Below are 23,326 nucleotides of genomic sequence, written 5' to 3'. Positions count from 1 at the left end.
CTTATGCATCGGCTCAGCCGCAGCTGGGCAGGTTCTTTTCCTGACGCTTGGCTTCACCCCAGAGGGCATCCAACTCGTCAAGGTTACAATCTTCGATCGGTCGGCCAGTGTCGCGCAATGCCTGCTCGATGAAGCGGAAACGTCGTTCGAATTTACGGTTGGCGCGGCGCAGTGCGTTTTCCGGATCCTGCTTGAGGTGACGGGCCAGGTTCACGGCGGCGAACAGCAGGTCGCCGACTTCGTCCTCCAGTGCCTGCTCATCGCCATCGGCCATGGCCTGCAACACCTCGTCGAGCTCCTCGCGCACCTTGTCCAGCACCGGTAACGCCTCGGGCCAGTCGAAGCCGACGGTGGCCGCGCGCTTCTGCAGTTTGGTCGCGCGCGACAGTGCCGGCAAGGCGCCGGGTACATCGTCGAGCAGCGAGAGCTGTTCGGGGGTACTCTTCTCGGCGCGTTCTTCGGCCTTGATCTCCTCCCAGCGCGATTTGACCTGCGCCTCGCTCAAGCGCGGGATGTCGGGTGCGGCGTAGAGATCGCCGGTGGGGAATACATGCGGGTGGCGGCGGATCAGCTTGCGGGTGATCGAATCGACCACACCGGCAAATTCGAAACGCCCCTCCTCCCGCGCCAGCTGGCTGTAGTAGACCACCTGAAACAGCAGGTCGCCGAGCTCGCCCTGCAACTGCGCGAAGTCGCCCTGCTCGATGGCGTCGGCCACCTCGTAGGCTTCCTCGAGGGTGTGCTTGACGATGCTGGTGTAGTCCTGCTCAAGGTCCCAGGGGCAGCCGTACTGCGGATCGCGCAGGCGGGCCATGAGGTGGAGCAGGTCGTCTAGAGTGTAGGTCATTACAGGTCCTTCGGCGGTGCCTTCATCGCGGGCAAGCCCGCTCCTACAGGGATCACGCTGCACCCGTAGGAGCGGGCTTGCCCGCGATGGAGGCGACGCAGTCTCAAGGCGTACGATTACGCCGCGTCTCGATGATGTTCGGCAACTGCGAGATCCGTCCGAGCAAGCGCCCCAGCGCATCCAGGCCTGGAATCTCGATGGTCAGCGACATCAGCGCGGTGTTGTCTTCCTTGTTCGAGCGGGTATTGACCGCCAGCACGTTGATCTTCTCGTTGAGCAGCACCTGCGAAACGTCGCGCAGCAGGCCCGGGCGGTCGTAGGCGCGGATGACGATGTCGACCGGGTAGGTCTGCACCGGAATCGGCCCCCAGCTCACCTGGATCATGCGCTCCGGCTCCTTGCCCGCCAACTGCAGCACCGAGGCGCAGTCCTGGCGGTGAATGCTCACGCCGCGGCCCTGGGTGATGTAGCCGACGATGGCATCGCCCGGCAGCGGCTGGCAGCAACCGGCCATCTGCGTGAGCAGGTTGCCTACGCCCTGGATCTGGATGTCGTTGCGCTTGCCCGATCGGGCTCCGCGCGCCGGTCGTGGCACCAGCTCGACCGGATCGATGCGCTCCGGCTCCAGCAGTTGCTGGGCGGCGTTGACCATGTGCGCCAGACGCAGGTCGCCAGCCCCCAGGGCGGCAAACATGTCCTCGGCGGTCTTGACGTTGGCCTTTTCCGCCAGGCGCTCGAAATCCACCTGTGGCAGGCCCAGGCGGCTGAGTTCGCGCTCGATGAGGGTCTTGCCGGCAGCGACGTTCTGGTCGCGCGCCTGCAACTTGAACCAGTGGACGATCTTGGCCCGCGCCCGCGAGGTGGTGACGTAGCCCAGGTTGGAGTTCAGCCAGTCGCGGCTCGGGCTGCCCTGCTTGCTGGTGATGATCTCCACCTGCTCGCCGGTCTGCAGGCTGTAGTTCAGCGGCACGATGCGCCCGTTGATCTTGGCGCCACGGCAGTTGTGGCCGATCTCGGTGTGCACCCGGTAGGCAAAGTCCAGCGGCGTGGCGCCCTTGGGCAGGTCGATGGCGTGGCCGTCAGGGGTGAACACGTAGACCCGGTCCGGCTCGATGTCGACCCGCAGCTGTTCGGCCAGCCCGCCGATGTCGCCCAGTTCCTCGTGCCACTCCAGCACCTGGCGCAACCAGGAGATCTTCTCTTCGTAGTGGTTGGAGCTGGACTTGACGTCGGTGCCCTTGTACTTCCAGTGCGCACAGACGCCCAGTTCGGCCTCTTCGTGCATGCCATGGGTGCGGATCTGCACCTCCAGCACCTTGCCCTCGGGGCCGATCACCGCGGTGTGCAGCGAGCGGTAGCCGTTCTCCTTGGGGTTGGCGACGTAGTCGTCGAACTCCTTCGGAATGTGGCGCCACAAGGTGTGGACGATACCCAGCGCGGTGTAGCAGTCGCGGATTTCCGGCACCAGCACGCGCACCGCACGCACGTCGTAGATCTGGCTGAACTCCAGGCCCTTGCGCTGCATCTTGCGCCAGATCGAATAGATGTGTTTCGCCCGGCCGCTGATGTCGGCCTTGACCCCGGTGGCCAGCAGCTCGTTCTGCAACTGGTTCATCACATCGCTGATGAAGCGCTCGCGGTCCAGCCGCCGCTCGTGCAGAAGCTTGGCGATCTGCTTGTACTGGTCGGGCTCCAGATAGCGGAAGGACAGATCCTCCAGCTCCCACTTGATATGGCCGATGCCCAGGCGATGAGCGAGCGGTGCGTAGATGTCGAACACCTCGCGCGCCACGCGCAGGCGTTTTTCGTCATCGGCGGCCTTCACCGCGCGGATCGCGCAGGTCCGCTCAGCCAGCTTGATCAGGGCGACGCGCACGTCGTCGACCATGGCCACGAGCATCTTGCGCAGGTTCTCGACCTGCGCCTGCGAGCCCAGCACCAGCGACTGGCGCGGGCTGAGGCTGGCACTGATGGCCGCCATGCGCAGCACGCCGTCGATCAGCTTGGAGACCACCGGGCCGAAACGCTGGCCGACCTCGGCCAGGGTGACCTTGCCTTCGCGGACCGAGCGATAGATCACGGCGGCGACCAGCGAGTCCTGGTCGAGCTTGAGGTCAGCGAGAATTTCAGCGATCTCGAGCCCCGCCTGGAAGCTCGACGTCCCGTCGGCCCAGGAATGCTTGGCCGGGTTGCCCTTCTTCTCGACTTCCTGGGCGAAATCGCAGGCCTCCTTGAGCGCCGTGCGATCCAGCGCCGAGTCGACGCTCACCACATGATCCAGCCATGCTTCGAGATTGATACTGCCGTCGGTGTTGACCGGCTGGTGCACTCTCACCTGTACCATGTTCCGTTTACCTTTCCATACAGCGCACCTCACGGGTGCACTGACAATCAACCGTGCCGCTTCCCATCCGTGGAAGCCACACCAAGGGGCCAGCCGTTACTGGCCCACTTCGAATAACGCCATGGCCTCGACATGCGCCGTCTGAGGAAACATGTCGAGAATCCCGGCCCTTTTTAACCGGTACCCCTGGCCGACCAGCACCTGCGCATCTCGCGCCAGCGTGGCGGGGTTGCACGATACATAGACCAGCCGCTTGGCCTTGAGGCGAGCGATGCTTTGCACCACCTCGTAGGCACCGTCGCGCGGTGGGTCCAAGAGTACCGCAGAAAAGCCCTCGGCGGCCCATTCGGCACCTGCCAAAGACTGCGATAAATCGGCCTGAAAAAACCGTGCGTTATGCACATTGTTGCTCGCGGCGTTGGCGGCGGCCCGATCGACCATCGCCTGCACACCTTCCACCGCCACCACTTCACGGGCCTGGCGAGCCAGCGGCAGGGCAAAATTGCCCAGGCCACAGAACAAGTCCAGTACCCGTTCATCCGGTTGCGGCGCAAGCCACGCCAGCGCCTGTTGGATCATCAGGGTGTTGACCTGGGCATTGACCTGCACGAAGTCGCCAGGTCGCCAGGCCAGCTCCAGCCCCCAAGGGGCAAGGTCAAACCCAAGTGTCGCGGCGCCATCATGTGGCGCCGGCTCACCCTCGCCCTGCAGCCACAGTTGCGCACCCGACTGCTCGCAGAACGCCTGCAGGCGCGCCAGGTCGCCATCGGCCAGCGGCGCTACATGGCGTACCAGCACCGCCTCGGCCGTGCCGCTGAACAATTCCACATGCCCCAGTGCCTGAGGCCTGCTCAGGCTGCGCAGCACGGTCGGCAGGTGACGCAGGATGGTTTGCAAGGGTTGTACCAGCACCGGGCATTCGTCGATGGCGATGATGTCCTGGCTGGCTTCGGCACGAAAACCGACGTGCAGCTCCCGCGCCTTCACATCCCAACGCACGGCGATGCGCGCGCGGCGGCGGTAGCCGAATTCCGGCCCCGCCAGCGGCGCGGCCCACTCCTCAGGCTGCACACCGGCGACACGCTGCAACTGCTCGGCAAGCAGGCGCTGTTTGAGCGCCAGCTGGCCCTCGTGGGGCAGGTGCTGAAGGTTGCAACCGCCGCAGCGGGCGTAATGCCGACACGGCGCCTCGCGCCGCTCGGGGCTGGCCTGCAGCACGCGCTCAAGGCGTGCTTCGACGATCTTGCCGCGGGCATTGAGCACCCGCGCCTCGACCGCCTCACCTGCCAGGGCGCCGCTGACGAACCAGGTGCGCCCTTCGACAAAGGCGATGCCGCGTCCGTCACCGGCCAGGCGCTCGATGTCCAGGCGTTGCTTCTTGCCTACCGGCACCTGTGGGGTGCGATCGCCGCCGGCTGGCTGGAAGCGCAGGCCGCTACTGTTGCTTTTCTTTCTGGACATCAGGTTGCGTCGAACAGGCCGGTGGAGAGATAACGGTCGCCGCGGTCGCAGATGATCGCGACCATCACGGCGTTTTCCACTTCACGGGACAGGCGCAGCATCGCCGCGACCGCACCGCCGGAGGACACTCCGCAGAAAATGCCCTCTTCGCGTGCAAGGCGACGGGTGGTGTCTTCGGCTTCCTGCTGGGACATGTCCATCACCCGATCGACACGAGTGGCGTCGAAGATCTTCGGCAGGTATTCCTCCGGCCAGCGGCGGATACCCGGAATGGCCGAACCTTCCATCGGTTGCAGGCCGACGATCTGCACCGCCGGGTTCTGTTCCTTGAGGTACTGCGAGCAGCCCATGATGGTGCCGGTGGTGCCCATGGAACTGACGAAGTGGGTGATGCTGCCCTGGGTCTGCTGCCAGATCTCCGGGCCGGTGCTGTTGTAGTGGGCAATCGGGTTGTCGCCGTTGGCGAACTGGTCAAGCACCAGGCCGCGACCTTCGGCCTGCAGCTTTTCGGCCAGATCGCGCGCCCCTTCCATGCCCTCTTCCTTGGTCACCAGGATCAGCTCGGCGCCATAGGCGGTCATCGCCGCCTTGCGCTCGACCGTGGAGTTGTCGGGCATGATCAGGATCATCTTGTAGCCCTTGATCGCCGCCGCCATGGCCAGGGCGATACCGGTGTTGCCGGAAGTCGCCTCGATCAGGGTGTCGCCAGGCTTGATCTGGTTGCGCAGTTCGGCGCGGGTGATCATCGACAACGCCGGGCGGTCCTTGACCGAGCCGGCCGGGTTGTTGCCTTCGAGCTTGAGCAGGAGGGTATTGCTGGTCTGTCCGGCGATACGCTGCAGGCGAACCAGAGGGGTGTTGCCGACGCAATCGGCGATGGTTGGGTACTGCAAGGTCATGGGCGTGTTTCGCAATCAGGACGGCAGGGGCGCCTATCATACCGGCAAAGGACGCGTGGCCATATCACGCAATTGCTGGGGCATATAGCAGACCGTTATATGGGCGGTGCGTTCTTCACGGACAACCCTACCCCCACAAGAACATCGAACGCCTTCGGGGGAGCGGGTTGATCCGCGAGAAACCCACTGTCGATACACGGCAGGCGCATGCACAGTCGCAACCCTCGCTGCCCGTTCTCGGCCCACAGCCTCCCGCCCTGACGCTGGATCGCACTGCGGGCGATGCTCAGCCCCAGCCCAAAGCCTCCATCCCCGGGGCGCGAGCCGTCGAGACGGGAGAACGGCGCGAAGATCCTTTCCAGATCGTCTTCGTCCACCCCGCCGCCCTCATCCTCCAGGAACAACTGCCAGTGATTGCCCTCGCGCTGGCCACTCAGGCGCACCACTCCGTCGTGCGGCGAGTGGCGGATGGCATTGCGCAGCATGTTCTCCAGCGCCTGGGCCAAATGGTTGAGGTTGCCCTCCACCCAACAACTGGCCGGCAACGTGCACTGCAACCGCTGCGCCGCCCAGCCGCTTTCGTAGCAGGCATTCTCCACCAGCAGGTCCCACAGGGCCTGAAGCTGGATGGGCTCAAGGTTCATCGGCGCACGCTCGGCATCCTGCCAGGCCAGTTGCAGGGTGTCCTCGACCAGTTGCTGCATGCAATCCAGTTCCCGCCCGAGGCGTTCGCGCAGGCGCGCGACGTCGGTCTCGCCCTCGCAGGCCACACGCAGGCGGCTCAGGGGCGTGCGCATCTCGTGGGACAAGTCGCGCAAGAGTTGCTGCTGCAGGGCCACGGTGCTCTGCAGGCGCTCGGCCATCTGGTCGAAGGCACGCGCCAGTTCGCCCAGCTCGTCGTCACGGCCGATGGTGCGCGAATCGAGCCGCGCCGACAGTTGGTCAGCACGCCAGGCATTGGCCTGCTCGCGCAACTGGTTCAGCGGCACGATCAGCATCCGGTAGAGGCCTACGCACAACAGCAGGGTGAACAGCCCCGGCATCACGCCATTGGTGATGATCCGCCAGAACAGCCGATACTGGCCGGGGGTCAGGCGCTGGGGCAACTCGATCACCAGCATGCCTTGCTCAGGGGCATGGGGGAACGGCAGGCGCAGCCAGGGCTGGTCGACGCTGCGCCTGCTCATCGGCCAGTCGACGCCGCGCAGACGGGTCAGGCGCTGGATTTCCTCAGTGGACAAGCGAGCGCCGGCGAGCGGTCGCAAGTTGCCATCGAGCACCCCGATCCAGCCCGACTCACGCTGGCGCATGTCCAGCAACCAGCGGTCGAGGCCTTCGCGACCGCCCTGGTTCCAGGCCTGCTCGGCCTCGGCGGCGTAACCGCGCAGCAGGTGCCGGGCAGGCTCCGACAGGAAGGCGTTCTGGGTTTCCATGTGCCGGCCCCAGGTGTAGCTCAGGCCGATCATCAGCAGGCAGAAGCCCACCAGCAGCACCGCCAGCTTCCAGAACAGCGATCGACGCTCGAGCATCCTCAGTCTGCCTCGCCCGCACAGAACACGTAGCCCTTGCCCCATACCGTGCGCACCTGGCGCTCGTGATAACCGATGCCCTTTAGCTTGCGACGGATCTGGCTGACATGCATGTCCAGGCTGCGATCATGGCGCGAATAGCCCCGCTGCAGGACCTGCTGATAAAGGAAGGGCTTGCTCAGCACCTCCTCCTGGCTGCGGTTGAGGATGTCGAGCAGGCGGTACTCGCTGGGCGTGAGCCCTGCTGGCTGCCCGTCGAGCGTCACGTCGCAGGCCTGTTCGTCGAAATGCAGCTGCCCCGGCAGAACGTCACGCGGCGCCTGATGACGGCGCTCCAGGGCGACCCGACGCAGGATCGCCTCGATGCGCACACGCAGCTCGGCCATGCTGAAGGGCTTGGGCAGGTAGTCGTCTGCACCGCGCTGGAAACCGCTGATACGGTCCGCCTCGGCCCCCAGCGCCGACATCAGGATGACTGGCGTGGCACTGCGCCGGCGTAGTTGCGCCAGGGTGTCCAGACCGTTGAGCCCGGGCAGCAGGATGTCCAGCAACACCACATCGAAGGCCTCGCGGCCAGCAGTTTCCAAGCCTTCCAGGCCGTTACGGCACCAGGTCACGCGGAAACCGCCGCGCTGCAACTCCTCGTGCAGGTAGGCGCCGAGCACCGGATCGTCCTCGATGGCGAGGATGCTTGAGTCGTGAATGGATACGGTATGCATTGGCATCTGCCATGAATTCTCAGTTGCGCGATTATTGGCGAGGGACGCCGTTCTGGCAACCGAGTGTCGACCAATGCCCCGGCAAGCGCCGTGCGGCATAAAAAACCCGCACAAACAAAGTGCATTACCGCTGCGCGCGGAGTAACGTTCTGCGGGATCCCGTCCACTCGCGACGGCCCGCACGCACATGACAGGAGACAGGTGTGCTCGATCGTATGGGAATCAGAAGCCGCGTCCTGCTGCTGGCCCTACTGCCCGCCGGGCTGATGGCGCTGGTGCTGGGCATTTATTTCACCTGGTTGCAGCAGAACGAACTGCGCACCCAGCTGTTGCAACGCGGCAAGATGATCGCCGAGCAACTGGCACCGCTCGCAGCCCCCGCCCTGGCTCAGGAAGCGCCAGCGCAGCTCGAGCGCATTGCCGCCGAGGCTTTGGAGCAGACCGATGTACGTGCCGTGGCCTTCCTGGCCCCGGACCGTTCGCGCCTGGCCCATGCCGGCCCCAGCATGCTCAACCAGCCGCCCAGCGGCGGCACCGGTACGCAACTGCTGCAACGCACCGGCAACGACGCCACGCGCTACCTGATGCCGGTTTTCGGCCATCACCGTGACCTGGCCACCGAAGCCGTGCCTAACGAATCCGAGCGCTTGCTTGGCTGGGTCGAAATCGAACTGTCCCACGATGGCACGCTCCTGCGCGGCTATCGCAACCTGTTCACCAGCCTGCTGCTGATCTTCGCCTGCCTGAGCCTCACGGTGCTGCTGGCACTGCGCATGAGCCGGGCGATCAACGGCCCGATCGGGCGCATCAAGCACGCGGTCACCCAGCTCAAGGAGGGCAACCTCGAAGAACGTCTGCCGCCGATGGGCAGTGTCGAGCTGGACGAGCTGGCGGCTGGCATCAACCGCATGGCCGAAACCCTGCACAACGCCCACGAAGAGCTGCAGCACAGCATCGACCAGGCCACCGAGGACGTGCGCCAGAACCTGGAGACCATCGAGATCCAGAACATCGAGCTGGACATGGCGCGCAAGGAGGCCCTGGAGGCCAGCCGGATCAAATCCGAATTCCTCGCCAACATGAGCCACGAGATTCGCACCCCGCTCAATGGCATTCTCGGTTTCACCCACCTGTTGCAAAAAAGCGAGCTCACGCCTCGACAGCTCGACTATCTGGGCACCATCGAAAAATCCGCCGACAACCTGCTGGGGATCATCAACGAGATTCTCGACTTCTCCAAGATCGAAGCCGGCAAGCTGGTGCTCGACAGCATCCCCTTCAACCTGCGCGACCTGATCCAGGACACCCTGACCATTCTCGCCCCAGCGGCCCACGCCAAACAGCTGGAGCTGGTCAGCCTGGTGTACCGCGACACGCCTTTGTCGCTGGTCGGCGATCCGCTGCGGCTCAAGCAGATCCTCACCAACCTGGTGAGCAACGCCATCAAGTTCACCCGTGAAGGCACGATCGTCGTGCGCGCCATGGTCGAAGACGAGCACGAAGACACCGCGCAACTGCGCATCAGCGTGCAGGACACTGGCATCGGCCTGTCACCGGCGGACGTGCGCACCCTGTTCCAGGCCTTCAGCCAGGCCGACAACTCGCTGTCGCGCCAACCCGGCGGCACCGGCCTTGGGCTGGTGATTTCCAAGCGCCTGATCGAACAGATGGGGGGCGAAATCGGTGTCGACAGCACGCCGGGCGAAGGCTCGCAGTTCTGGATCAACCTGAGCCTGCCCAAGGCCCATGACGACACCGAGGAACTGCCCCTGCAAGCGCTGCTGGGCCGTCGCGCAGCGATCGTCGACGGCCACGAACTGGCCCGTCAGGCCCTGGAGCACCAGCTCGAAGACTGTGGCCTGAGCGTCAGCCTGTTCTCGTCGTTCGAGCAGTTGCTGCAAGGGGTGCAGGCCGCCAGCCAGGCCGGCCAACCCTTCGAGTTCGCCGTGCTTGGCGCCAACCTGGCCAACCTCTCGCCCGACCAGCTCGGCCAGTACCACCAACAACTCGAACGCCTGGGCTGCCAGTGCGTGGTGCTGTGCCCGACCACCGAGCAGGCGCTGTATCACCCATTCCTGCCCAATGCCCATGGCCAACTGCTGTCCAAGCCCACCTGCACCCGCAAGCTGCGCCGCTTGCTGCTGGAACTGGTGCAACCGACCCGCCCCAGCAGCGAACCGCGGTATACGGCCGGCTCACGGGTGCCGAGGATTCTCTGCGTCGACGACAACCCGGCCAACCTGCTGCTGGTGCAGACCCTGCTCGAAGGCATGGGCGCCGCAGTGGTGGCGGTGGACAGCGGCTTTTCGGCAGTTCAGGCCGTGCAGGATGAGCCCTTCGACCTGGTGCTGATGGATGTGCAGATGCCCGGCATGGACGGCTGCGCCTGCACCGAGCAGATCCGTCGCTGGGAAACCAGCCAGAGTAGCCCACCTCTGCCCATCGTCGCCCTGACGGCCCACGCCATGGCCAACGAAAAGCGCGCCCTGCTGCACAGTGGCATGGATGATTATCTGACCAAGCCGATCAGCGAGCGCCAACTGGCCCAGGTGGTGATGAAGTGGACCGGCCTGAGCCTCGGCACGCCCTCGCTTGACCGCGCCACTGAACGTTTCCCCGATGGCAACGAGCTCAAGGTGCTCGACCACGAAGAGGGTTTGCGCCTGGCGGCCGGTAAAGCGGACCTGGCCGCCGACATGCTGGCGATGCTGCTGGCCTCGCTGGAAGGTGATCGCCAGGCCATCCGCAACGCCCGCGAACAAGGTGATCGCTCGGCAATGATCGAGCGCGTGCATCGCCTCAACGGCGCTTCGCGCTACTGCGGCGTCCCACAGTTGCGGGCGGCCTGTCAGCGCAGCGAGACCCTGCTCAAGCAGGACAGCCCGCAGGCATTGCAGGCGCTGGATGACCTGGAGCGCGCCATCCACCGGCTGGCGGAGCAGGCGCACCTGAGTGCCTGATCGTCGACGACACACCGAAGGAATCCCCACCATGCGCGTCCTGTTGTTCAGCAGCCAGCACTACGACCAGGAAAGTTTCACCCAGGCCGCTGCCAGCAGCGCGCTGGAGCTGCATTTCCAAGCCGCCCGCCTCACCCCGGACACCGCACCGCTGGCCCAGGGTTTCGAGGTGGTCTGCGCCTTCATCAACGACGATCTGGGCGCCGACGTCCTGCAACGCCTGGCCAACGGCGGTACACGGCTGATCGCCTTGCGTTCGGCGGGCTACAACCATGTTGACCTGACGGCCGCAGCACACCTGGGGCTGACAGTGGTGCGCGTCCCGGCCTATTCGCCGCACGCCGTGGCCGAACACGCGGTGGCGCTGATCCTGGCCCTCAACCGCCGCCTGCACCGCGCCTACAACCGCACCCGCGAAGGCGACTTCACCTTGCATGGCCTGACCGGCTTCGACCTGCACGGCAAGACTGTCGGCGTGGTCGGCACCGGGCAGATCGGTGCTGCGTTCGCCCGCATCATGGCCGGCTTCGGCTGCCAGTTGCTGGCCTACGACCCCTACCCCAATCCCGAGCTGCTGGCCCTCGGCGCCCGCTACCTGGAACTGCCCGAACTGCTCGGCCAGGCGCGAATCATCAGCCTGCACTGCCCACTGACCGAGCATACCCGTCACCTGATCAACGCCGAGAGCCTCGCGCGCCTGCAGCCCGGTGCCATGCTGATCAACACCGGGCGCGGTGCGCTGGTCGATACCCCGGCGCTGATCGACGCGCTCAAGTCTGGCCAGCTCGGCTACCTGGGCCTGGATGTCTATGAAGAAGAGGCGCAACTGTTTTTCGAGGACCGCTCCGACCTGCCACTGCAGGACGACGTGCTGGCGCGGCTGCTGACCTTCCCCAACGTGATCGTCACCGCACACCAGGCGTTTCTGACCCGCGAAGCCCTGGAGGCGATCGCCGCGACCACCCTGGACAACATCGCCCGCTGGGCAGCAGGCGATGCGCAAAACACGGTCACAGGGTAGGATACGCGGCATTTCTGGAGGACCCATGGTCGAGCACGATTTCCGCTACACCCTTTTCAACCCGCAACACACCCTGATCGAATGCCGTGCACTGGTGCCAGGTCGCTACCAGGTGACCGGCAACGGCGGATCGATGCATAAAGGCGACGTCCTGCTGGTGACGCTCAAAGGCAGCAAGGACCTGTCCATGCGCCTGACCGTCGAGAGCGTCCGTCACCTGATCAACCCTCGCGGCCAGTGGGTTGCCGTGGCCAGCGGCCCGGTGTTCAACGAACTGGAAATCCTCACCTGGCAGGTCAAGTGCGACAGTTGCGAGGCCGTGCTCGACTTCGAATTCGCCGTCGATGCCAAGCTCGGCAAGAAGGCCCGCCAGCCCGCCGCCAATGCACGCATCGCGGAACTGGGCTGGAGCAGCCAGGGCGAGCGTCACCTGTGCCGCAACTGCCAGGGAAGCGCCCAGTGAAACACCTGTTGATCTGCGCCGCGCTGCTCGGCGGCCTGTTCGGCTGCGCGGCGCAGCCATCCAAACTGCAGCAGGAGCGCAGCTATGTGCTGGAATGGATCGGCGAACGCCCGCTGATCGACTACAGCCACCTGACGCTAACCCTGGCCAATGATGGCCGCGCCTACGGCAATGCCGGCTGCAACCATTGGTTCGCCAGCTATACGCTGGACGGCGAGCAATTGAGCTTCGGCAAGATCGGCAAGACCCGCAAGCTGTGTGCACCGGCATTGATGGAGCAGGAAAAACGCTTCCTCCAGGCACTGGAGACGGTGCAGCGCTGGGATGTGTCGGCGATCGAGCAGATCCGTTTCTGGCCGGCCGAAGGCAAGCCGCTGCGCTTCTGGCCTGAGGAAGGCTGAAGTGCATCGGGGCCGCTGCGCGGCCCATTCGCGGCACGAGGCCGCTCCCACAAGTAACACCGCAGTATTCAGAAATTGCGGAGCTCTTGTAGGAGCGGCCTCGTGCCGCGAATGGGCTGCGAAGCAGCCCCGACAACAGGTCAGGCGTCGCCCTTGAGCGCCTTGATCTTCGCCTGCAGCCCTTCGAGCGTCTGCTCGCCGAGCAACTGCTCACGCACCTTGCCCTTGTCGTCGATGATGTAGGTCACCGGCAGTGCTTCGCTGCGAGGCAGCTCGTAGCGCTCGGCCGGGTCCTGGGCCAGCACGGTGAAGTCGATGCCCAGGGCCTGCGCGGCCTGCTTGAGGTCATCGCCCTGCAGCCCGTCGAAGTTCACCCCGACCACCTTGATGCCCTGGGCGTCCCATTGCTTGGCCGCCGTATTCAGTTCAGGGATCTCGGTGCGGCACGGTCCGCACCACTCGGCCCAGTAATTGAGCACCAGCCAGTGACCGTCGATCTGTTCGGCCTTCACCGTATTGCCGTGCTGGTCCACGCCGTAGTCCGCACCGCAGCCGCCGAGCAAAAGACTCGCGGTGATGGCCAGTGCAGCTGCCAAACGCCTTGCCATGGGTCAATCCTTCTCGAAGTTTTAAAGCATGAAATGTCGGTCGCTGCGGTTAGAATAGCCGCCAAACCCAGCTGGATGCGACCCGTCATGACCGATCTGACCCTCTATCATAACCCGCGCTGCTCCAAATCCCGCGGCGCCCTTGAACTGCTGGAAGAACGCGGCCTGGCCCCGACCGTGGTGCGTTACCTCGAAACCCCGCCCGACGCCGCCACGCTCAAGGCGCTGCTCGGCAAGCTCGGCATCGGCCCACGCCAGTTGTTGCGCAGCGGCGAAGACGAATACAAGGCCCTGGACCTGGCCAACCCAGCGCTCACCGACGCGCAACTGATCGACGCCATGGTCCAGCATCCGAAACTGATCGAACGCCCGATCCTGGTCGCCGGCGACAAGGCCGTGATCGGCCGGCCCCCCGAGAAAGTCCTGGAGATCCTGCCGTGAGCGATCCCTTCATCCTGGTCCTGTACTACAGCCGCCACGGCTCCACCAGCGAGATGGCCCGGCACATCGCCCGCGGTGTCGAGATGGCGGGCCTGGAAGCGCGCCTGCGCACCGTGCCGGCGATTTCCAGCGAGTGCGAAGCCGTGGCCCCGGACATCCCCGCCAGCGGCGCGCTCTATGCCACCCTCGACGACCTGCGCCACTGCGCGGGCCTGGCCCTGGGCAGCCCGACGCGCTTCGGCAACATGGCCGCGCCGCTCAAGTACTTCCTCGACGGCACCAGCAGCCTGTGGCTGGGCGGTGAACTGGTCGGCAAGCCAGCGGCGGTATTCACCTCCACTGCCAGCCTGCACGGCGGCCAGGAAACCACCCTGTTGTCGATGCTGCTGCCGCTGATGCACCACGGCATGCTGGTCACCGGCCTGCCCTACAGCGAATCGGCCCTGCTCGAAACCCGTGGCGGCGGCACGCCCTACGGCGCCAGCCATCATGCTGGTGCCGATGGCAAACGCGAACTGGACCAACACGAGATCGCCCTGTGCAGGGCGCTCGGCCAACGCCTGGCCAACACTGCCAAGGCCCTGGGTGGCGAGCGTGGCTAGGAAGCCCAAGGCCCTGCCTGCACTCGACTGGCTGGCCCCACGCCTGCGCCTGACCCGGGCGCTGAGCCTGGCCTGCTTCTTCGGCCTGATCGCCTTGCTGGTGGTGAACAACCTGTGGTTCGCCGACCTGCATGGGGCGCGGGTCGAAGTGATCCTGGCCATCGAGCTGATCCCTCTGCTGCTACTGCTGCCAGGCATGCTCAGCGGCAGCGCCCGGGCGCATGCCTGGACCTGCTTCGTGGTGAACATCTATTTCATCAAGGGCGTGCTGGCAGCGTTCGACCCGGCCCGGGCGCTGTTTGGCTGGGTCGAGGTGCTGGTGAGCCTGGGGTTGTTCGTCAGCGGTTTGCTGTACGTGCGCTGGAAGTTTCAGCACGAGCGGCGGCTGGCGGGGGAATAGAACACCGGGTGCGGCATTCGCGGGCAAGCCGGCTCTGTAGGAGCGGGCTTGCCCGCGAAGCAGGCGCCGCAAACCTCAATGATTGACGGTATGCGCCAGCATCACCGACAACTGGCACAGCGGCCGGCCACTCTCTTCATGCCACTGGTTGAACGCCTGCTGCACCAGCGCCAGGTCGCGCTGGCTGGTGGGCGGCTTGTCGATCACCTTCTGCGCGATCAATGCCGCGGCCATGTCCTCGGTGGGGATGAAGGTATCCTTGCCGACCATGCGCAGGAAGCGCGGCGCCGACAACCCACCCAGCTGGTTGCCATGCTTGGCCAGGTACTTCCACAGCCCGACGATATCGGTCTCGGGCCAGTCGGCGATGAAGGCACCGAAACTACCCTTCTCCTTCGCTACATCGAGGATCATCTGCGCATTGCGCGGCACGCTCTTGAGCTTGCCCAAGTGGCGGATGATGCGCTCGTCCTGCATCAGGCGCTCCAGGTGCTCGGCGCCCATGAGCACCACTTTCTCGGGGTCGAAACCGAAGAACACCTGCTCGAACGCTGGCCATTTGGCGTCCACCAGGCTGTGCTTGAGCCCGGCGCGGAACACGCGCAGGGCCAGGGTCGACAGGTAGCGGTCGTCAGTGATGTCGCGCAGTTGCGCCGGCGTGCGCGGTTGCGGCAGGAAGGCTTCGAGCGCCTTGGACGAGCCGAAGCGATTGAGGCAGTACTCGTGCAGCCACTGGTAATCGCGCATGGGTTCAGATGTTCAGCACGTCGAGGAAGCGCGGAGTGGCGCTCTCGTCGATTTTCAGGCTGGTGAAGTCGAACAGGTTGCGGTCGGCCAGTTGCGACGGCGCGACGTTCTGCAGGGCGCGGAAGATGCTCTCGGTACGGCCCGGATGCTTGCGCTCCCACTCCACCAGCATGTCCTTGACCACCTGGCGCTGCAGGTTCTCCTGCGAACCGCACAGGTTGCACGGGATGATCGGGAATTCCTTCATGTCGGAATAAGCCTGGATATCCTTCTCGCTGCAGTAGGCCAGCGGACGGATCACCACGTTGCGGCCGTCGTCGGCGCGCAGCTTGGGCGGCATGCCCTTGAGCGCGCCATTGAAGAACATGTTGAGGAAGAAGGTCTCGACGATGTCGTCGCGGTGGTGACCGAGCGCCATCTTGGTCGCACCGATCTCGTCGGCGAAGGTGTACAGCGTGCCACGGCGCAGGCGCGAGCACAGCGAACAGGTGGTCTTGCCTTCGGGGATCAGTTCCTTGACCACCGAGTAGGTGTCCTTCTCGACGATGTGGTACTCGACGCCGAGGGTCTTCAGGTAGGCAGGCAGCACATGCTCGGGGAAGCCTGGCTGCTTCTGGTCCATGTTCACCGCGACGATCTGGAACGAAATCGGCGCCACCTTCTGCAGGTGCAGCAGAACATCGAGCATGGTGTAGCTGTCCTTGCCGCCGGACAGGCAGACCATGACCTTGTCGCCATCCTCGATCATGTTGTAGTCGGTGATGGCTTCGCCGGCGAGACGACGCAGGCGTTTTTGCAGTTTGTTCTGGTTGACCGAGAGGGTGCCCATAGCGCTTGGATCCGCGAGGTGTGACAAAAGCCGGCTATTTTACGCACAAACCGAGCACAGGCGTAGGCCATTCCGATAAAGAATCAACAGCGCCGCCGACAGCGCGATTTGCTCTAAAAAGCCGCGTTTATGCCGGGTTCTGCTTCCTATACTGCGACATAAGGCCATATTACCGCTTGATCGGTTGCCTGGCCTCGAGCCACAGGCGCTCCGCTTGGGGGGCGTTTGGCAACGACGATAGGAGTGACCGGCATGATCCATCACGTTCTGGGACTGTTTACCCATCCCGACCAGGAATGGCGGGAGATTCGTGGCGAAGAAGAAAGCATCAGCCATATGTACCTGACCCACACCCTGATCCTGGCGGCGATTCCGGCGGTGTCCGCCTTTATCGGCACCACTCAGGTCGGCTGGGTGATCGGTGACCGACCACCGGTGATGCTGACCATGGAAAGCGCGCTATGGATGAGCGTCATGTCCTACCTGGCAATGCTTGCCGGGGTGGCGGTGATGGGGGCCTTCATCCACTGGATGGCGCGCACCTACGATGCCAACCCCTCTATGGCGCAATGCATCGCCTTTGCCACCTACACCGCCACGCCACTGTTCCTCGGCGGCCTGGCGGCGCTCTACCCCCACCTGTGGCTTGGCATGCTGCTGGGGACAGCGGCCATCTGCTACACGGTCTACTTGCTGTATGTCGGGCTACCGACCTTCATGAACATCCCCACTGACGAGGGCTTCCTGTTCTCCAGCTCCGTGCTGGCGGTGGGCCTGGTGGTGCTGGTGGCGATCATGGCCGCCACCGTGATCATCTGGGGGCTTGGCGTGGGGCCGGTCTACACCAATTAGAAACACAAACACTGGGGCGTCGGGCCAGGGGCCGCCGTTTTGGCGGCTTCTGGCTTCGTGCTGACCGGCGGCTCGGCAAGCGTGCAGGGCTTGCGGCATAATGGCGCGTCAGGAGAATCATCCCGCCATGCCCGAGCAACTCAAGCAACGCGTCGAAACCTGTTACCAGCAAGCCGAAACCTTCTTCAAACGCCCCTTCCCCCGCCCGGAAGTCAGCTTCAAACTGCGCGGCCAGAAGGCCGGTGTCGCCCATCTGCACGAGAACCTGCTGCGCTTCAACCTGCAGCTGTACCGCGAGAACCAGGATGATTTCCTGCGCCAGACCGTGGCCCATGAAGTCGCCCACCTGATCGCCCACCAACTGTTCGGCGACCGCATCCAGGCCCATGGCGAGGAGTGGCAACTGATCATGCGCGGGGTGTACGAACTGCCGCCCAACCGCTGCCACAACTATGAGGTGCAGCGCCGTGTGGCAACCCGCTACATCTACCGCTGCCCCTGCCCGGACAGCGACTTCCCCTTCAGCGCACAGCGACACAAGCTGGTGCGCCAGGGCCGGCGCTACCTGTGCCGGCGCTGCCGGGAGATCCTCGTGTACAGCGGCGAGACACGCGTCGAATGACCCAACGCATTTGCGGGCCAGTCTGATCACCACAAAAACCGGGCATGAAAAAAGGCGACCCGAAGGTCGCCTCTTTCGCATCACTACAACCGCTATCAGCGAGTAGCCGGGCCTTCAGCAACGCCCAGGTCGTCGGTCGGACGGGTTTCAACCAGCGGTGCACCGCCGGAAGCCAGTTCCGATTGCAGCTTGTCGGTGTCCAGTTCCTTCACCCACTTGGCCACGACCACGGTGGCAACGGCGTTGCCGATCAGGTTGGTCAGGGCGCGGGCTTCGGACATGAAGCGGTCGATACCCAGGATCAGCGCAAGGCCGGCAACTGGCAGGTGGCCAACGGCGGACAGGGTGGCGGCCAGGACGATGAAGCCCGAACCGGTAACGCCAGCAGCACCTTTGGACGCGACCAGCAGCACCAGCAGCAGGGTGATCTGGTGAGTGATGTCCATGGGGGTATCGGTGGCCTGGGCGATGAACACCGCAGCCATGGTCAGGTAGATCGAGGTGCCGTCCAGGTTGAACGAGTAGCCGGTCGGGATCACCAGGCCAACCACGGATTTCTTCGCGCCCAGGCGCTCCATCTTGGTCAGCATGCGTGGCAGGGCCGATTCCGAGGAGGAAGTACCCAGTACGATCAGCAGTTCTTCACGGATGTAGCGGATCAGCTTGAGGACGCTGAAACCGTGGGCGCGGCAGATACCGCCGAGGACGATCAGGATGAACGCCAGGCAGGTGATGTAGAAGCAGGCCATCAGGTAGCCCAGCTGCACCAGCGAACCCACGCCGTACTGGCCGATGGTGAAGGCCATGGCACCGAAGGCACCGACCGGCGCCAGCTTCATGATCATGTTGATGATGTTGAACATGACATGGGCGAAGCGGTCGATCAGCTCGAGCACTGGCTTGCCGTAGCTGCCCAGGCGATGCAGGGCGAAGCCGAACAGCACCGAGAACATCAGCACCTGGAGGATGTCGCCGTTGGCGAAGGCACCGACCACGGTGTTAGGGATGACGTTGAGCAGGAAGCCAACGGTGGTCTGCTGCGCACCGGCGGCGGCGTAGGCTGCGACGCTGCTGGCGTTCAGGGTGCTGACGTCGACGTGCATGCCAGCGCCAGGCTGAACCACGTTGACGACGACCAGGCCGATGATCAGGGCGATGGTGGAGACGATCTCGAAGTACAGGAGCGCATAGCCGCCGGTCTTGCCGACCGACTTCATGCTCTGCATGCCGGCGATGCCGCTGACCACGGTGCAGAAGATGATCGGGGCGATGACCATCTTGATCAGTTTGACGAAGCCGTCACCCAGGGGTTTGAGGGCGACACCGGTTTCGGGGTAGTAGTGGCCGAGCAGAATACCGATGGTGATTGCAACGATCACCTGGACATACAGGGACTTGTACAGCGGCTGACGTTTCGTCATGGCTTAATGATCCTCAAGTGTGCCGTTTCACCCTTCCCAGGGCGAGGCACCTAAAGCGCGAACCCTCCTGCACCTGGAGGGATTTGTCGTTGTGTTCGAGCTGCCTGAGCAGGCCTCTGCCAGATCTTTAGCAAGGGTGATGCCAAAATGCCCGGATTGGGTGCAAGACCAGTGTTTTCGGGAAATTTCTGCCCAAGGACAGGGCGAATCGACAGGGGTGGGTTGGCGGATTTCCGCCCGGTGGCGAAATTCGTACAAGGCCGATGGCGGGAATCCGCCCGATGCGGGGCATGATGCAGGAAAGCCTCACCTGCGGGAGCTAGCCTGCCCGCAAGCTCACTCCAGGCTGAACACGATCCTGAATGCCGCCCCGCCCAGGGGCGAATCATCCAGCGTAAGCCGGGCATCGAAGCTGTCGATGATGTCCTTGACCACCGCAAGCCCGATCCCCTGCCCCGGATGCTGCCGGTCCAGGCGCTCGCCGCGCTGCAGGATACGTTCGCGCTGGCCTGCGGGCACACCCGGACCATCATCCTCCACGCACAACACCTGCTGCCCGGGCAGCGCCTCCAGGCTCACCCGCACCTGCCCCAGGCACAGCCGATAGGCGTTCTCCAGCAGGTTGCCGAGCAGCTCGAGCAAGGCACCCTCTTCGATCGGCACCCAGGCTTGCGCGGGAACACTCAGGGTGACGGTGACACGCTTGTCGCGATAGACCTTGTCCAGCGTGTTGCACAGGCTGTGGAGCACCGGCGCAAGGCGTACCTTGTGCCGCACCAGGCCGCTCTTGCGCAGGCTGGCGCGTTGCAACTGGTAGTCGATCTGCTGGCTCATGCGCTCGATCTGGCTTTGCAGCACCCGCGCCTGTTCGCGTTCGCCGCTGCGCTGGCCCATGCTTTCGCCAACCCCCTGCAGCACCGCCAGCGGGGTCTTGAGGCTGTGTGCCAGGTCATCCAGCGAGTCGCGATAACGCTGACGTTGCTCGCGCTCGCTGTGCAGCAGGCGGTTCAGCGAGCCGGTCAGGCGCAGCAGTTCGCGCGGGTGCTCACGGCTCAGCCCCTCACGGGCGCCGCTCTCCACTTCATCCAGTTCGTGACTCAACCGGCGCAACGACCGCAGCCCCCAGGTCAGACCAGCCCAGAGCAGCACCATCAATGCCAGCAGGGCCGCGCCAAAGCCCAGGTAGAGTTTCTCGCGCAGGCCGTCGAGGGTGTGCTGGTACTCGCGCACCGGCTGCAGGGCAACGATGCTGAAGGCTGCGCTCTTGCCACCGAGCAGCTTGACCTCGACGTCATAGACGAAGAACTCGTCACCGTCGTCCTGGCGGATTCGCGCGAATTCGCTGCCGCGACCGTCATAGCGGGGTTGATAGTTGATGTGCTTGTCGGCGGTGGCGCGTGAACGCCAGACCAGCCGGCCCTCGCGGTCAAAGATGTAGCCAAGCAGGCCCATGTTGGGCAGGTTGTAGCGCTCGTCGGGCAGCAGCTCGGGCATCTGCAGATGCCCATGCTCGATGCGCGCCGCCGAGATCATGGTGGTGACATCCGAGGCCAGGCGCTGCTCGATCGACTCCTGCAGGGCCAGGCTGAAGGCCTTCTGCAGCGCCGGCAGCAGCGCCAGCATGAACAGCAGGGCCAGCAGCGCTGCGGCCAGCATCAGGCGCAGGCGCAGCGAACGGATCATCGGCAGCGCTCGGTGAACAGGTAGCCCAGGCCGCGCACGGTGTCGATGGGTTTGAAGCCGTTGTCGCCCTCGAGCTTGCGGCGCAAACGGCCGACCAATACCTCGATGACGTTGGGATCGCGCTCCTCGTCGTCCGGGTAGAGCTGCTCCATCAGACGGTCCTTGGCCACCACCTGCTGGTGATGGCGCATGAGGTATTCGAGGATCCGGTATTCATAGGCGGTCAGCGCCAGGGGCTGCTCGTCCAGTGTCGCCTGCTTGCGATTGAGGTCCAGCACCAGCGGGCCGGCAGCGATGGTCGACTGGGTAAAGCCACTGGAGCGACGCAGCAACGCGTTCAGGCGCGCCTCCAGCTCTTCGAACTGGAAAGGCTTGACCACATAGTCGTCGGCACCGGCGGCCAGGCCTTCGACCTTGTCCTGCCAGTTGCCGCGGGCGGTGAGAATCAGAATGGGGAACGTCTTGTCCTGGCTGCGCAACTGGCGGATCAGGTCCAGCCCGCTCATGCCCGGCAAGCCCAGGTCGATCACGGCGAGGTCATGGTTGTACTGCTCGGCCTGGTAGAGCGCCTCTTCGGCATCGCCCACCGCCTGCACCACATGCCCGGTCTCGCCCAGACGTGTATACAGATGATGGCGCAGCAGCGCCTCGTCCTCGACCACCAGCAATTTCATGCCGCATCTCCTTTGTCTATATCTCCCGGACCGCCGAGCGGTCAGGGCCGGCACAGCATAACAGCGAACCGGCACGGGAAACCCCTGCCGGTTCGATGAGCCTCAGCCTTAGAACTTGTAGCTGGCGGCGAGGTAGGTCTGGGCGCTGCTGGTCAGGCGCAGGGTGCCGTCCTTCGGACCACCGTGCGGCGACAGCTCGGTGGCGGCATTGCTGCGCAGGTAACGGTAGCCCAGTTCCACCGAGGTGTTGTCGGTGACCTGCTGCAGCACGCCGGCTTGCAGGCCGACCGCGTAGCCGTAGTCAGTATCGCGGCTGTAGCCAGACGAAGTCTGGGTCAGCTTGGTCATGCCCAGGCTGCCGCCGCCGAAGAGCTTGGTGGTGTCGGTGATCGGCAGGAACACATCGTAGCTGCCGAGCAGGTTTTCCTGGCGCAACTTGACGCCGCTGTGATCACCCGAAACGTTGTCGTAGGTCAGGTAGTAGCGGCCTTGATCGTTGATCTGGCCGACACGCAGGCCCCAGGTGCTGTCTTTGCCGATGATGCCGTCGGCGTTGAGGTTATCGGTGTTGCGTTGCAGCAGGCCGGACTTGCGGACTTTGTCGCTGGTCTGACCGTAGGTCAGGCTGGCGAAGTTATCGTCGGCCTGGGCGGTGGCGGCAACGCCAGCGGCGCAAACAGCCATGGCGACCATCAGGGTGTTGAGTGCTTTCATGCTTTGTTACTCCAGTTAGGTGCGCTGTTTCGGTCTGGGGACTAGAGTAAGCAGGGCGCCCTGAACCGCTCCTGAACCCCGGCTGAACCTTGGCTGAACGAACCCGATACGGCTGCATCTTTCCTGGAGACCCCCTCATGCGTTCACTGCTTGCCCTGGCCCTGATGTGCAGCGCCGCCTTCGCCCAGGCGGCGGTACAGACCCGCGAGATCCGCTACCAGGACGCCGAAGGCACTGCGCTGATCGGCTACTACGCCTATGACGACGCCATCGCGGGCAAGCGCCCCGGTGTCGTCGTGGTGCATGAATGGTGGGGGCTGAACGACTACGCCAAGCGCCGTGCCCGCGACCTCGCGGCGCTGGGCTACAACGCACTGGCCATCGACATGTATGGCGACGGCAAGCACACCGAGCACCCGCAGGACGCCCAGGCATTCATGGCCGCCGCGCTGAAGGATCCAGCGGCAGCGGCGCAACGCTTCGACGCCGGGCTCGAGCTGCTCAAGCTGCAACCCAACACCAACAAGCACCAGTTGGGCGCCATCGGCTACTGCTTCGGTGGCAAGGTGGTACTCGACGCCGCACGCCGGGGCGAGAAGCTCGATGGCGTAGTGAGTTTCCATGGCGCGCTGGTCACCCAGACCCCGGCCAAGCCCGGAGTGGTGAGGGCGAAGATCCTGGTCGAACATGGCGAGGCCGACAGCATGGTCACGCCCGAACAGGTCGAGGCCTTCAAGAAGGAGATGAAGGATGCCGGAGCAGACATGCAGTTCGTCGGCATTCCCGGGGCCAAGCATGGCTTTACCAACCCCGATGCGGACCGCTTGAGCCATGGCGCGCATGGCGGGCCGGATATCGGCTATGACAAGGCGGCAGATGAAAGCTCCTGGAAGGACATGCAGGCGTTCTTCAAGCAGGCGTTCAAGTAAGGGCCCAAGCCCCCGCGAATTCTCTGCGTACTTGTAGGAGCGGGCTTGTCCCGCGATCGGGCGCACAGCGGCCGTAAAACTGACACAGAGGTTTTTCAGGAAGACTTCAGTCGCTTGGTTGCACGGCCGCTGCGCGCCCGATCGCGGGACAAGCCCGCTC

General features: G+C 64.5%; 23 protein-coding genes. 10 read left to right on the top strand and 13 right to left on the bottom strand.

What is annotated here, in order from left to right:
* Positions 1–13: 13 nt before the first annotated feature.
* The 6 genes from mazG to AC2CGW_RS22165 form a co-directional block, all read right to left on the bottom strand.
* A complete protein-coding gene (gene mazG, locus AC2CGW_RS22190; protein ID WP_186666955.1) occupies positions 14–847 on the bottom strand; it encodes a nucleoside triphosphate pyrophosphohydrolase in 834 nt (277 codons plus the stop codon).
* A 103-nt stretch (positions 848–950) separates the two neighbouring features.
* Positions 951–3,191, bottom strand: a complete 2,241-nt coding sequence (gene relA, locus AC2CGW_RS22185) for a GTP diphosphokinase (RefSeq protein WP_186708445.1) — start codon at positions 3,189–3,191, stop codon at positions 951–953.
* Between the two features lie 96 nt (positions 3,192–3,287).
* On the bottom strand, positions 3,288–4,652 hold the full coding sequence (rlmD, locus tag AC2CGW_RS22180) for a 23S rRNA (uracil(1939)-C(5))-methyltransferase RlmD (RefSeq protein ID WP_186722347.1): 1,365 nt from the start codon (positions 4,650–4,652) through the stop codon (positions 3,288–3,290).
* Complete coding sequence (gene cysM, locus AC2CGW_RS22175; RefSeq protein ID WP_484574608.1) at positions 4,652–5,551, bottom strand: cysteine synthase CysM; 900 nt, start codon at positions 5,549–5,551, stop codon at positions 4,652–4,654. The genes rlmD and cysM overlap by 1 nt, the downstream gene beginning before the upstream one ends.
* Positions 5,552–5,646: 95 nt before the next feature.
* Entirely contained in the window at positions 5,647–7,080 is a 1,434-nt protein-coding gene (locus tag AC2CGW_RS22170) for a sensor histidine kinase (protein ID WP_186666959.1), read from the bottom strand.
* A gap of 2 nt (positions 7,081–7,082) precedes the next feature.
* Positions 7,083–7,799 (bottom strand): response regulator transcription factor, encoded by a 717-nt coding sequence (locus tag AC2CGW_RS22165; RefSeq protein ID WP_484574607.1) that lies wholly within the window; start codon positions 7,797–7,799, stop codon positions 7,083–7,085.
* A 203-nt stretch (positions 7,800–8,002) separates the two neighbouring features.
* On the opposite strand from AC2CGW_RS22165, the gene AC2CGW_RS22160 reads away from it, so the two are divergent.
* The 4 genes from AC2CGW_RS22160 to AC2CGW_RS22145 are packed head-to-tail and all read left to right on the top strand — an operon-like array spanning position 8,003 to position 12,644.
* Positions 8,003–10,759 (top strand): response regulator, encoded by a 2,757-nt coding sequence (locus AC2CGW_RS22160; RefSeq protein WP_484574606.1) that lies wholly within the window; start codon positions 8,003–8,005, stop codon positions 10,757–10,759.
* A gap of 31 nt (positions 10,760–10,790) precedes the next feature.
* A complete protein-coding gene (locus tag AC2CGW_RS22155; RefSeq protein WP_484574605.1) occupies positions 10,791–11,780 on the top strand; it encodes a 2-hydroxyacid dehydrogenase in 990 nt (329 codons plus the stop codon).
* 25 nt (positions 11,781–11,805) lie between these two features.
* The gene (locus tag AC2CGW_RS22150; protein WP_063543577.1) at positions 11,806–12,243 is read left to right on the top strand and encodes a hypothetical protein; all 438 of its coding nucleotides are present in this window, start codon (positions 11,806–11,808) and stop codon (positions 12,241–12,243) included.
* Entirely contained in the window at positions 12,240–12,644 is a 405-nt protein-coding gene (locus AC2CGW_RS22145) for an META domain-containing protein (RefSeq protein ID WP_186666963.1), read from the top strand. The genes AC2CGW_RS22150 and AC2CGW_RS22145 overlap by 4 nt, the downstream gene beginning before the upstream one ends.
* A gap of 140 nt (positions 12,645–12,784) precedes the next feature.
* Here the strand turns inward: AC2CGW_RS22145 and AC2CGW_RS22140 are convergent, their stop codons facing one another.
* Positions 12,785–13,252, bottom strand: a complete 468-nt coding sequence (locus tag AC2CGW_RS22140; RefSeq protein WP_186666964.1) for a TlpA disulfide reductase family protein — start codon at positions 13,250–13,252, stop codon at positions 12,785–12,787.
* A gap of 87 nt (positions 13,253–13,339) precedes the next feature.
* On the opposite strand from AC2CGW_RS22140, the gene arsC reads away from it, so the two are divergent.
* Genes arsC through AC2CGW_RS22125 form a run of 3 tightly spaced genes read left to right on the top strand, consistent with a single transcriptional unit; the run spans position 13,340 to position 14,695 of the window.
* On the top strand, positions 13,340–13,693 hold the full coding sequence (arsC, locus tag AC2CGW_RS22135; protein WP_186666965.1) for an arsenate reductase (glutaredoxin): 354 nt from the start codon (positions 13,340–13,342) through the stop codon (positions 13,691–13,693).
* Complete coding sequence (gene wrbA / locus AC2CGW_RS22130; protein WP_186666966.1) at positions 13,690–14,295, top strand: NAD(P)H:quinone oxidoreductase; 606 nt, start codon at positions 13,690–13,692, stop codon at positions 14,293–14,295. The genes arsC and wrbA overlap by 4 nt, the downstream gene beginning before the upstream one ends.
* Complete coding sequence (locus AC2CGW_RS22125) at positions 14,288–14,695, top strand: DUF2069 domain-containing protein (RefSeq protein WP_411383975.1); 408 nt, start codon at positions 14,288–14,290, stop codon at positions 14,693–14,695. Before wrbA ends, AC2CGW_RS22125 begins: the two co-directional genes overlap by 8 nt.
* Before the next feature lie 75 nt (positions 14,696–14,770).
* On the opposite strand, the gene AC2CGW_RS22120 is transcribed toward AC2CGW_RS22125, so the two are convergent.
* Both AC2CGW_RS22120 and ttcA read right to left on the bottom strand, forming a co-directional pair.
* A complete protein-coding gene (locus AC2CGW_RS22120; RefSeq protein WP_186666968.1) occupies positions 14,771–15,442 on the bottom strand; it encodes a DNA-3-methyladenine glycosylase I in 672 nt (223 codons plus the stop codon).
* Between the two features lie 4 nt (positions 15,443–15,446).
* Positions 15,447–16,271, bottom strand: coding sequence for a tRNA 2-thiocytidine(32) synthetase TtcA (gene ttcA / locus AC2CGW_RS22115; RefSeq protein WP_186666969.1), 825 nt, complete (start codon positions 16,269–16,271; stop codon positions 15,447–15,449).
* 252 nt (positions 16,272–16,523) lie between these two features.
* On the opposite strand from ttcA, the gene AC2CGW_RS22110 reads away from it, so the two are divergent.
* Positions 16,524–17,123: a Yip1 family protein gene (locus tag AC2CGW_RS22110; RefSeq protein ID WP_054892910.1), complete on the top strand. Its 600-nt coding sequence runs from the start codon at positions 16,524–16,526 to the stop codon at positions 17,121–17,123.
* Between the two features lie 100 nt (positions 17,124–17,223).
* Positions 17,224–17,745, top strand: a complete 522-nt coding sequence (locus AC2CGW_RS22105; protein ID WP_272979761.1) for a SprT family zinc-dependent metalloprotease — start codon at positions 17,224–17,226, stop codon at positions 17,743–17,745.
* Between the two features lie 95 nt (positions 17,746–17,840).
* Here AC2CGW_RS22105 and AC2CGW_RS22100 read toward each other — a convergent pair whose 3' ends face one another.
* The 4 genes from AC2CGW_RS22100 to AC2CGW_RS22085 all read right to left on the bottom strand — a co-directional run bounded on the left by AC2CGW_RS22100 (position 17,841) and on the right by AC2CGW_RS22085 (position 22,237).
* A complete protein-coding gene (locus tag AC2CGW_RS22100) occupies positions 17,841–19,166 on the bottom strand; it encodes a dicarboxylate/amino acid:cation symporter (protein ID WP_186666971.1) in 1,326 nt (441 codons plus the stop codon).
* A gap of 336 nt (positions 19,167–19,502) precedes the next feature.
* On the bottom strand, positions 19,503–20,849 hold the full coding sequence (locus tag AC2CGW_RS22095; RefSeq protein WP_484574604.1) for an ATP-binding protein: 1,347 nt from the start codon (positions 20,847–20,849) through the stop codon (positions 19,503–19,505).
* Complete coding sequence (locus AC2CGW_RS22090) at positions 20,846–21,523, bottom strand: response regulator (protein ID WP_054892914.1); 678 nt, start codon at positions 21,521–21,523, stop codon at positions 20,846–20,848. Before AC2CGW_RS22090 ends, AC2CGW_RS22095 begins: the two co-directional genes overlap by 4 nt.
* A 108-nt stretch (positions 21,524–21,631) precedes the next feature.
* Complete coding sequence (locus AC2CGW_RS22085; RefSeq protein WP_186666973.1) at positions 21,632–22,237, bottom strand: outer membrane protein; 606 nt, start codon at positions 22,235–22,237, stop codon at positions 21,632–21,634.
* A 137-nt stretch (positions 22,238–22,374) separates the two neighbouring features.
* Here AC2CGW_RS22085 and AC2CGW_RS22080 point away from each other — a divergent pair, with 137 nt between their 5' ends.
* Complete coding sequence (locus tag AC2CGW_RS22080; protein WP_484574603.1) at positions 22,375–23,166, top strand: dienelactone hydrolase family protein; 792 nt, start codon at positions 22,375–22,377, stop codon at positions 23,164–23,166.
* The last annotated feature ends 160 nt before the right edge of the window (positions 23,167–23,326 follow it).

This window comes from Pseudomonas sp. SYWMCR5 (assembly GCF_057197165.1).
This window is presented reverse-complemented; position numbering and strand designations above follow the sequence as displayed.

Excerpts from the sequence above, each read along its gene's own strand:
- AC2CGW_RS22105 (WP_272979761.1), top strand. The coding sequence starts at position 17,224 with ATGGCGCGTCAGGAGAATCATCCCGCCATGCCCGAGCAACTCAAGCAA.
- arsC (WP_186666965.1), top strand. The coding sequence starts at position 13,340 with ATGACCGATCTGACCCTCTATCATAACCCGCGCTGCTCCAAATCCCGC.
- cysM (WP_484574608.1), bottom strand. The coding sequence starts at position 5,551 with ATGACCTTGCAGTACCCAACCATCGCCGATTGCGTCGGCAACACCCCT.
- AC2CGW_RS22165 (WP_484574607.1), bottom strand. The coding sequence starts at position 7,799 with ATGCATACCGTATCCATTCACGACTCAAGCATCCTCGCCATCGAGGAC.
- AC2CGW_RS22100 (WP_186666971.1), bottom strand. The coding sequence starts at position 19,166 with ATGACGAAACGTCAGCCGCTGTACAAGTCCCTGTATGTCCAGGTGATC.
- AC2CGW_RS22080 (WP_484574603.1), top strand. The coding sequence starts at position 22,375 with ATGCGTTCACTGCTTGCCCTGGCCCTGATGTGCAGCGCCGCCTTCGCC.
- AC2CGW_RS22155 (WP_484574605.1), top strand. The coding sequence starts at position 10,791 with ATGCGCGTCCTGTTGTTCAGCAGCCAGCACTACGACCAGGAAAGTTTC.
- rlmD (WP_186722347.1), bottom strand. The coding sequence starts at position 4,652 with ATGTCCAGAAAGAAAAGCAACAGTAGCGGCCTGCGCTTCCAGCCAGCC.
- AC2CGW_RS22140 (WP_186666964.1), bottom strand. The coding sequence starts at position 13,252 with ATGGCAAGGCGTTTGGCAGCTGCACTGGCCATCACCGCGAGTCTTTTG.
- AC2CGW_RS22170 (WP_186666959.1), bottom strand. The coding sequence starts at position 7,080 with ATGCTCGAGCGTCGATCGCTGTTCTGGAAGCTGGCGGTGCTGCTGGTG.
- mazG (WP_186666955.1), bottom strand. The coding sequence starts at position 847 with ATGACCTACACTCTAGACGACCTGCTCCACCTCATGGCCCGCCTGCGC.
- AC2CGW_RS22120 (WP_186666968.1), bottom strand. The coding sequence starts at position 15,442 with ATGCGCGATTACCAGTGGCTGCACGAGTACTGCCTCAATCGCTTCGGC.
- AC2CGW_RS22150 (WP_063543577.1), top strand. The coding sequence starts at position 11,806 with ATGGTCGAGCACGATTTCCGCTACACCCTTTTCAACCCGCAACACACC.
- ttcA (WP_186666969.1), bottom strand. The coding sequence starts at position 16,271 with ATGGGCACCCTCTCGGTCAACCAGAACAAACTGCAAAAACGCCTGCGT.
- AC2CGW_RS22110 (WP_054892910.1), top strand. The coding sequence starts at position 16,524 with ATGATCCATCACGTTCTGGGACTGTTTACCCATCCCGACCAGGAATGG.
- AC2CGW_RS22095 (WP_484574604.1), bottom strand. The coding sequence starts at position 20,849 with ATGATCCGTTCGCTGCGCCTGCGCCTGATGCTGGCCGCAGCGCTGCTG.
- relA (WP_186708445.1), bottom strand. The coding sequence starts at position 3,191 with ATGGTACAGGTGAGAGTGCACCAGCCGGTCAACACCGACGGCAGTATC.
- AC2CGW_RS22085 (WP_186666973.1), bottom strand. The coding sequence starts at position 22,237 with ATGAAAGCACTCAACACCCTGATGGTCGCCATGGCTGTTTGCGCCGCT.
- AC2CGW_RS22090 (WP_054892914.1), bottom strand. The coding sequence starts at position 21,523 with ATGAAATTGCTGGTGGTCGAGGACGAGGCGCTGCTGCGCCATCATCTG.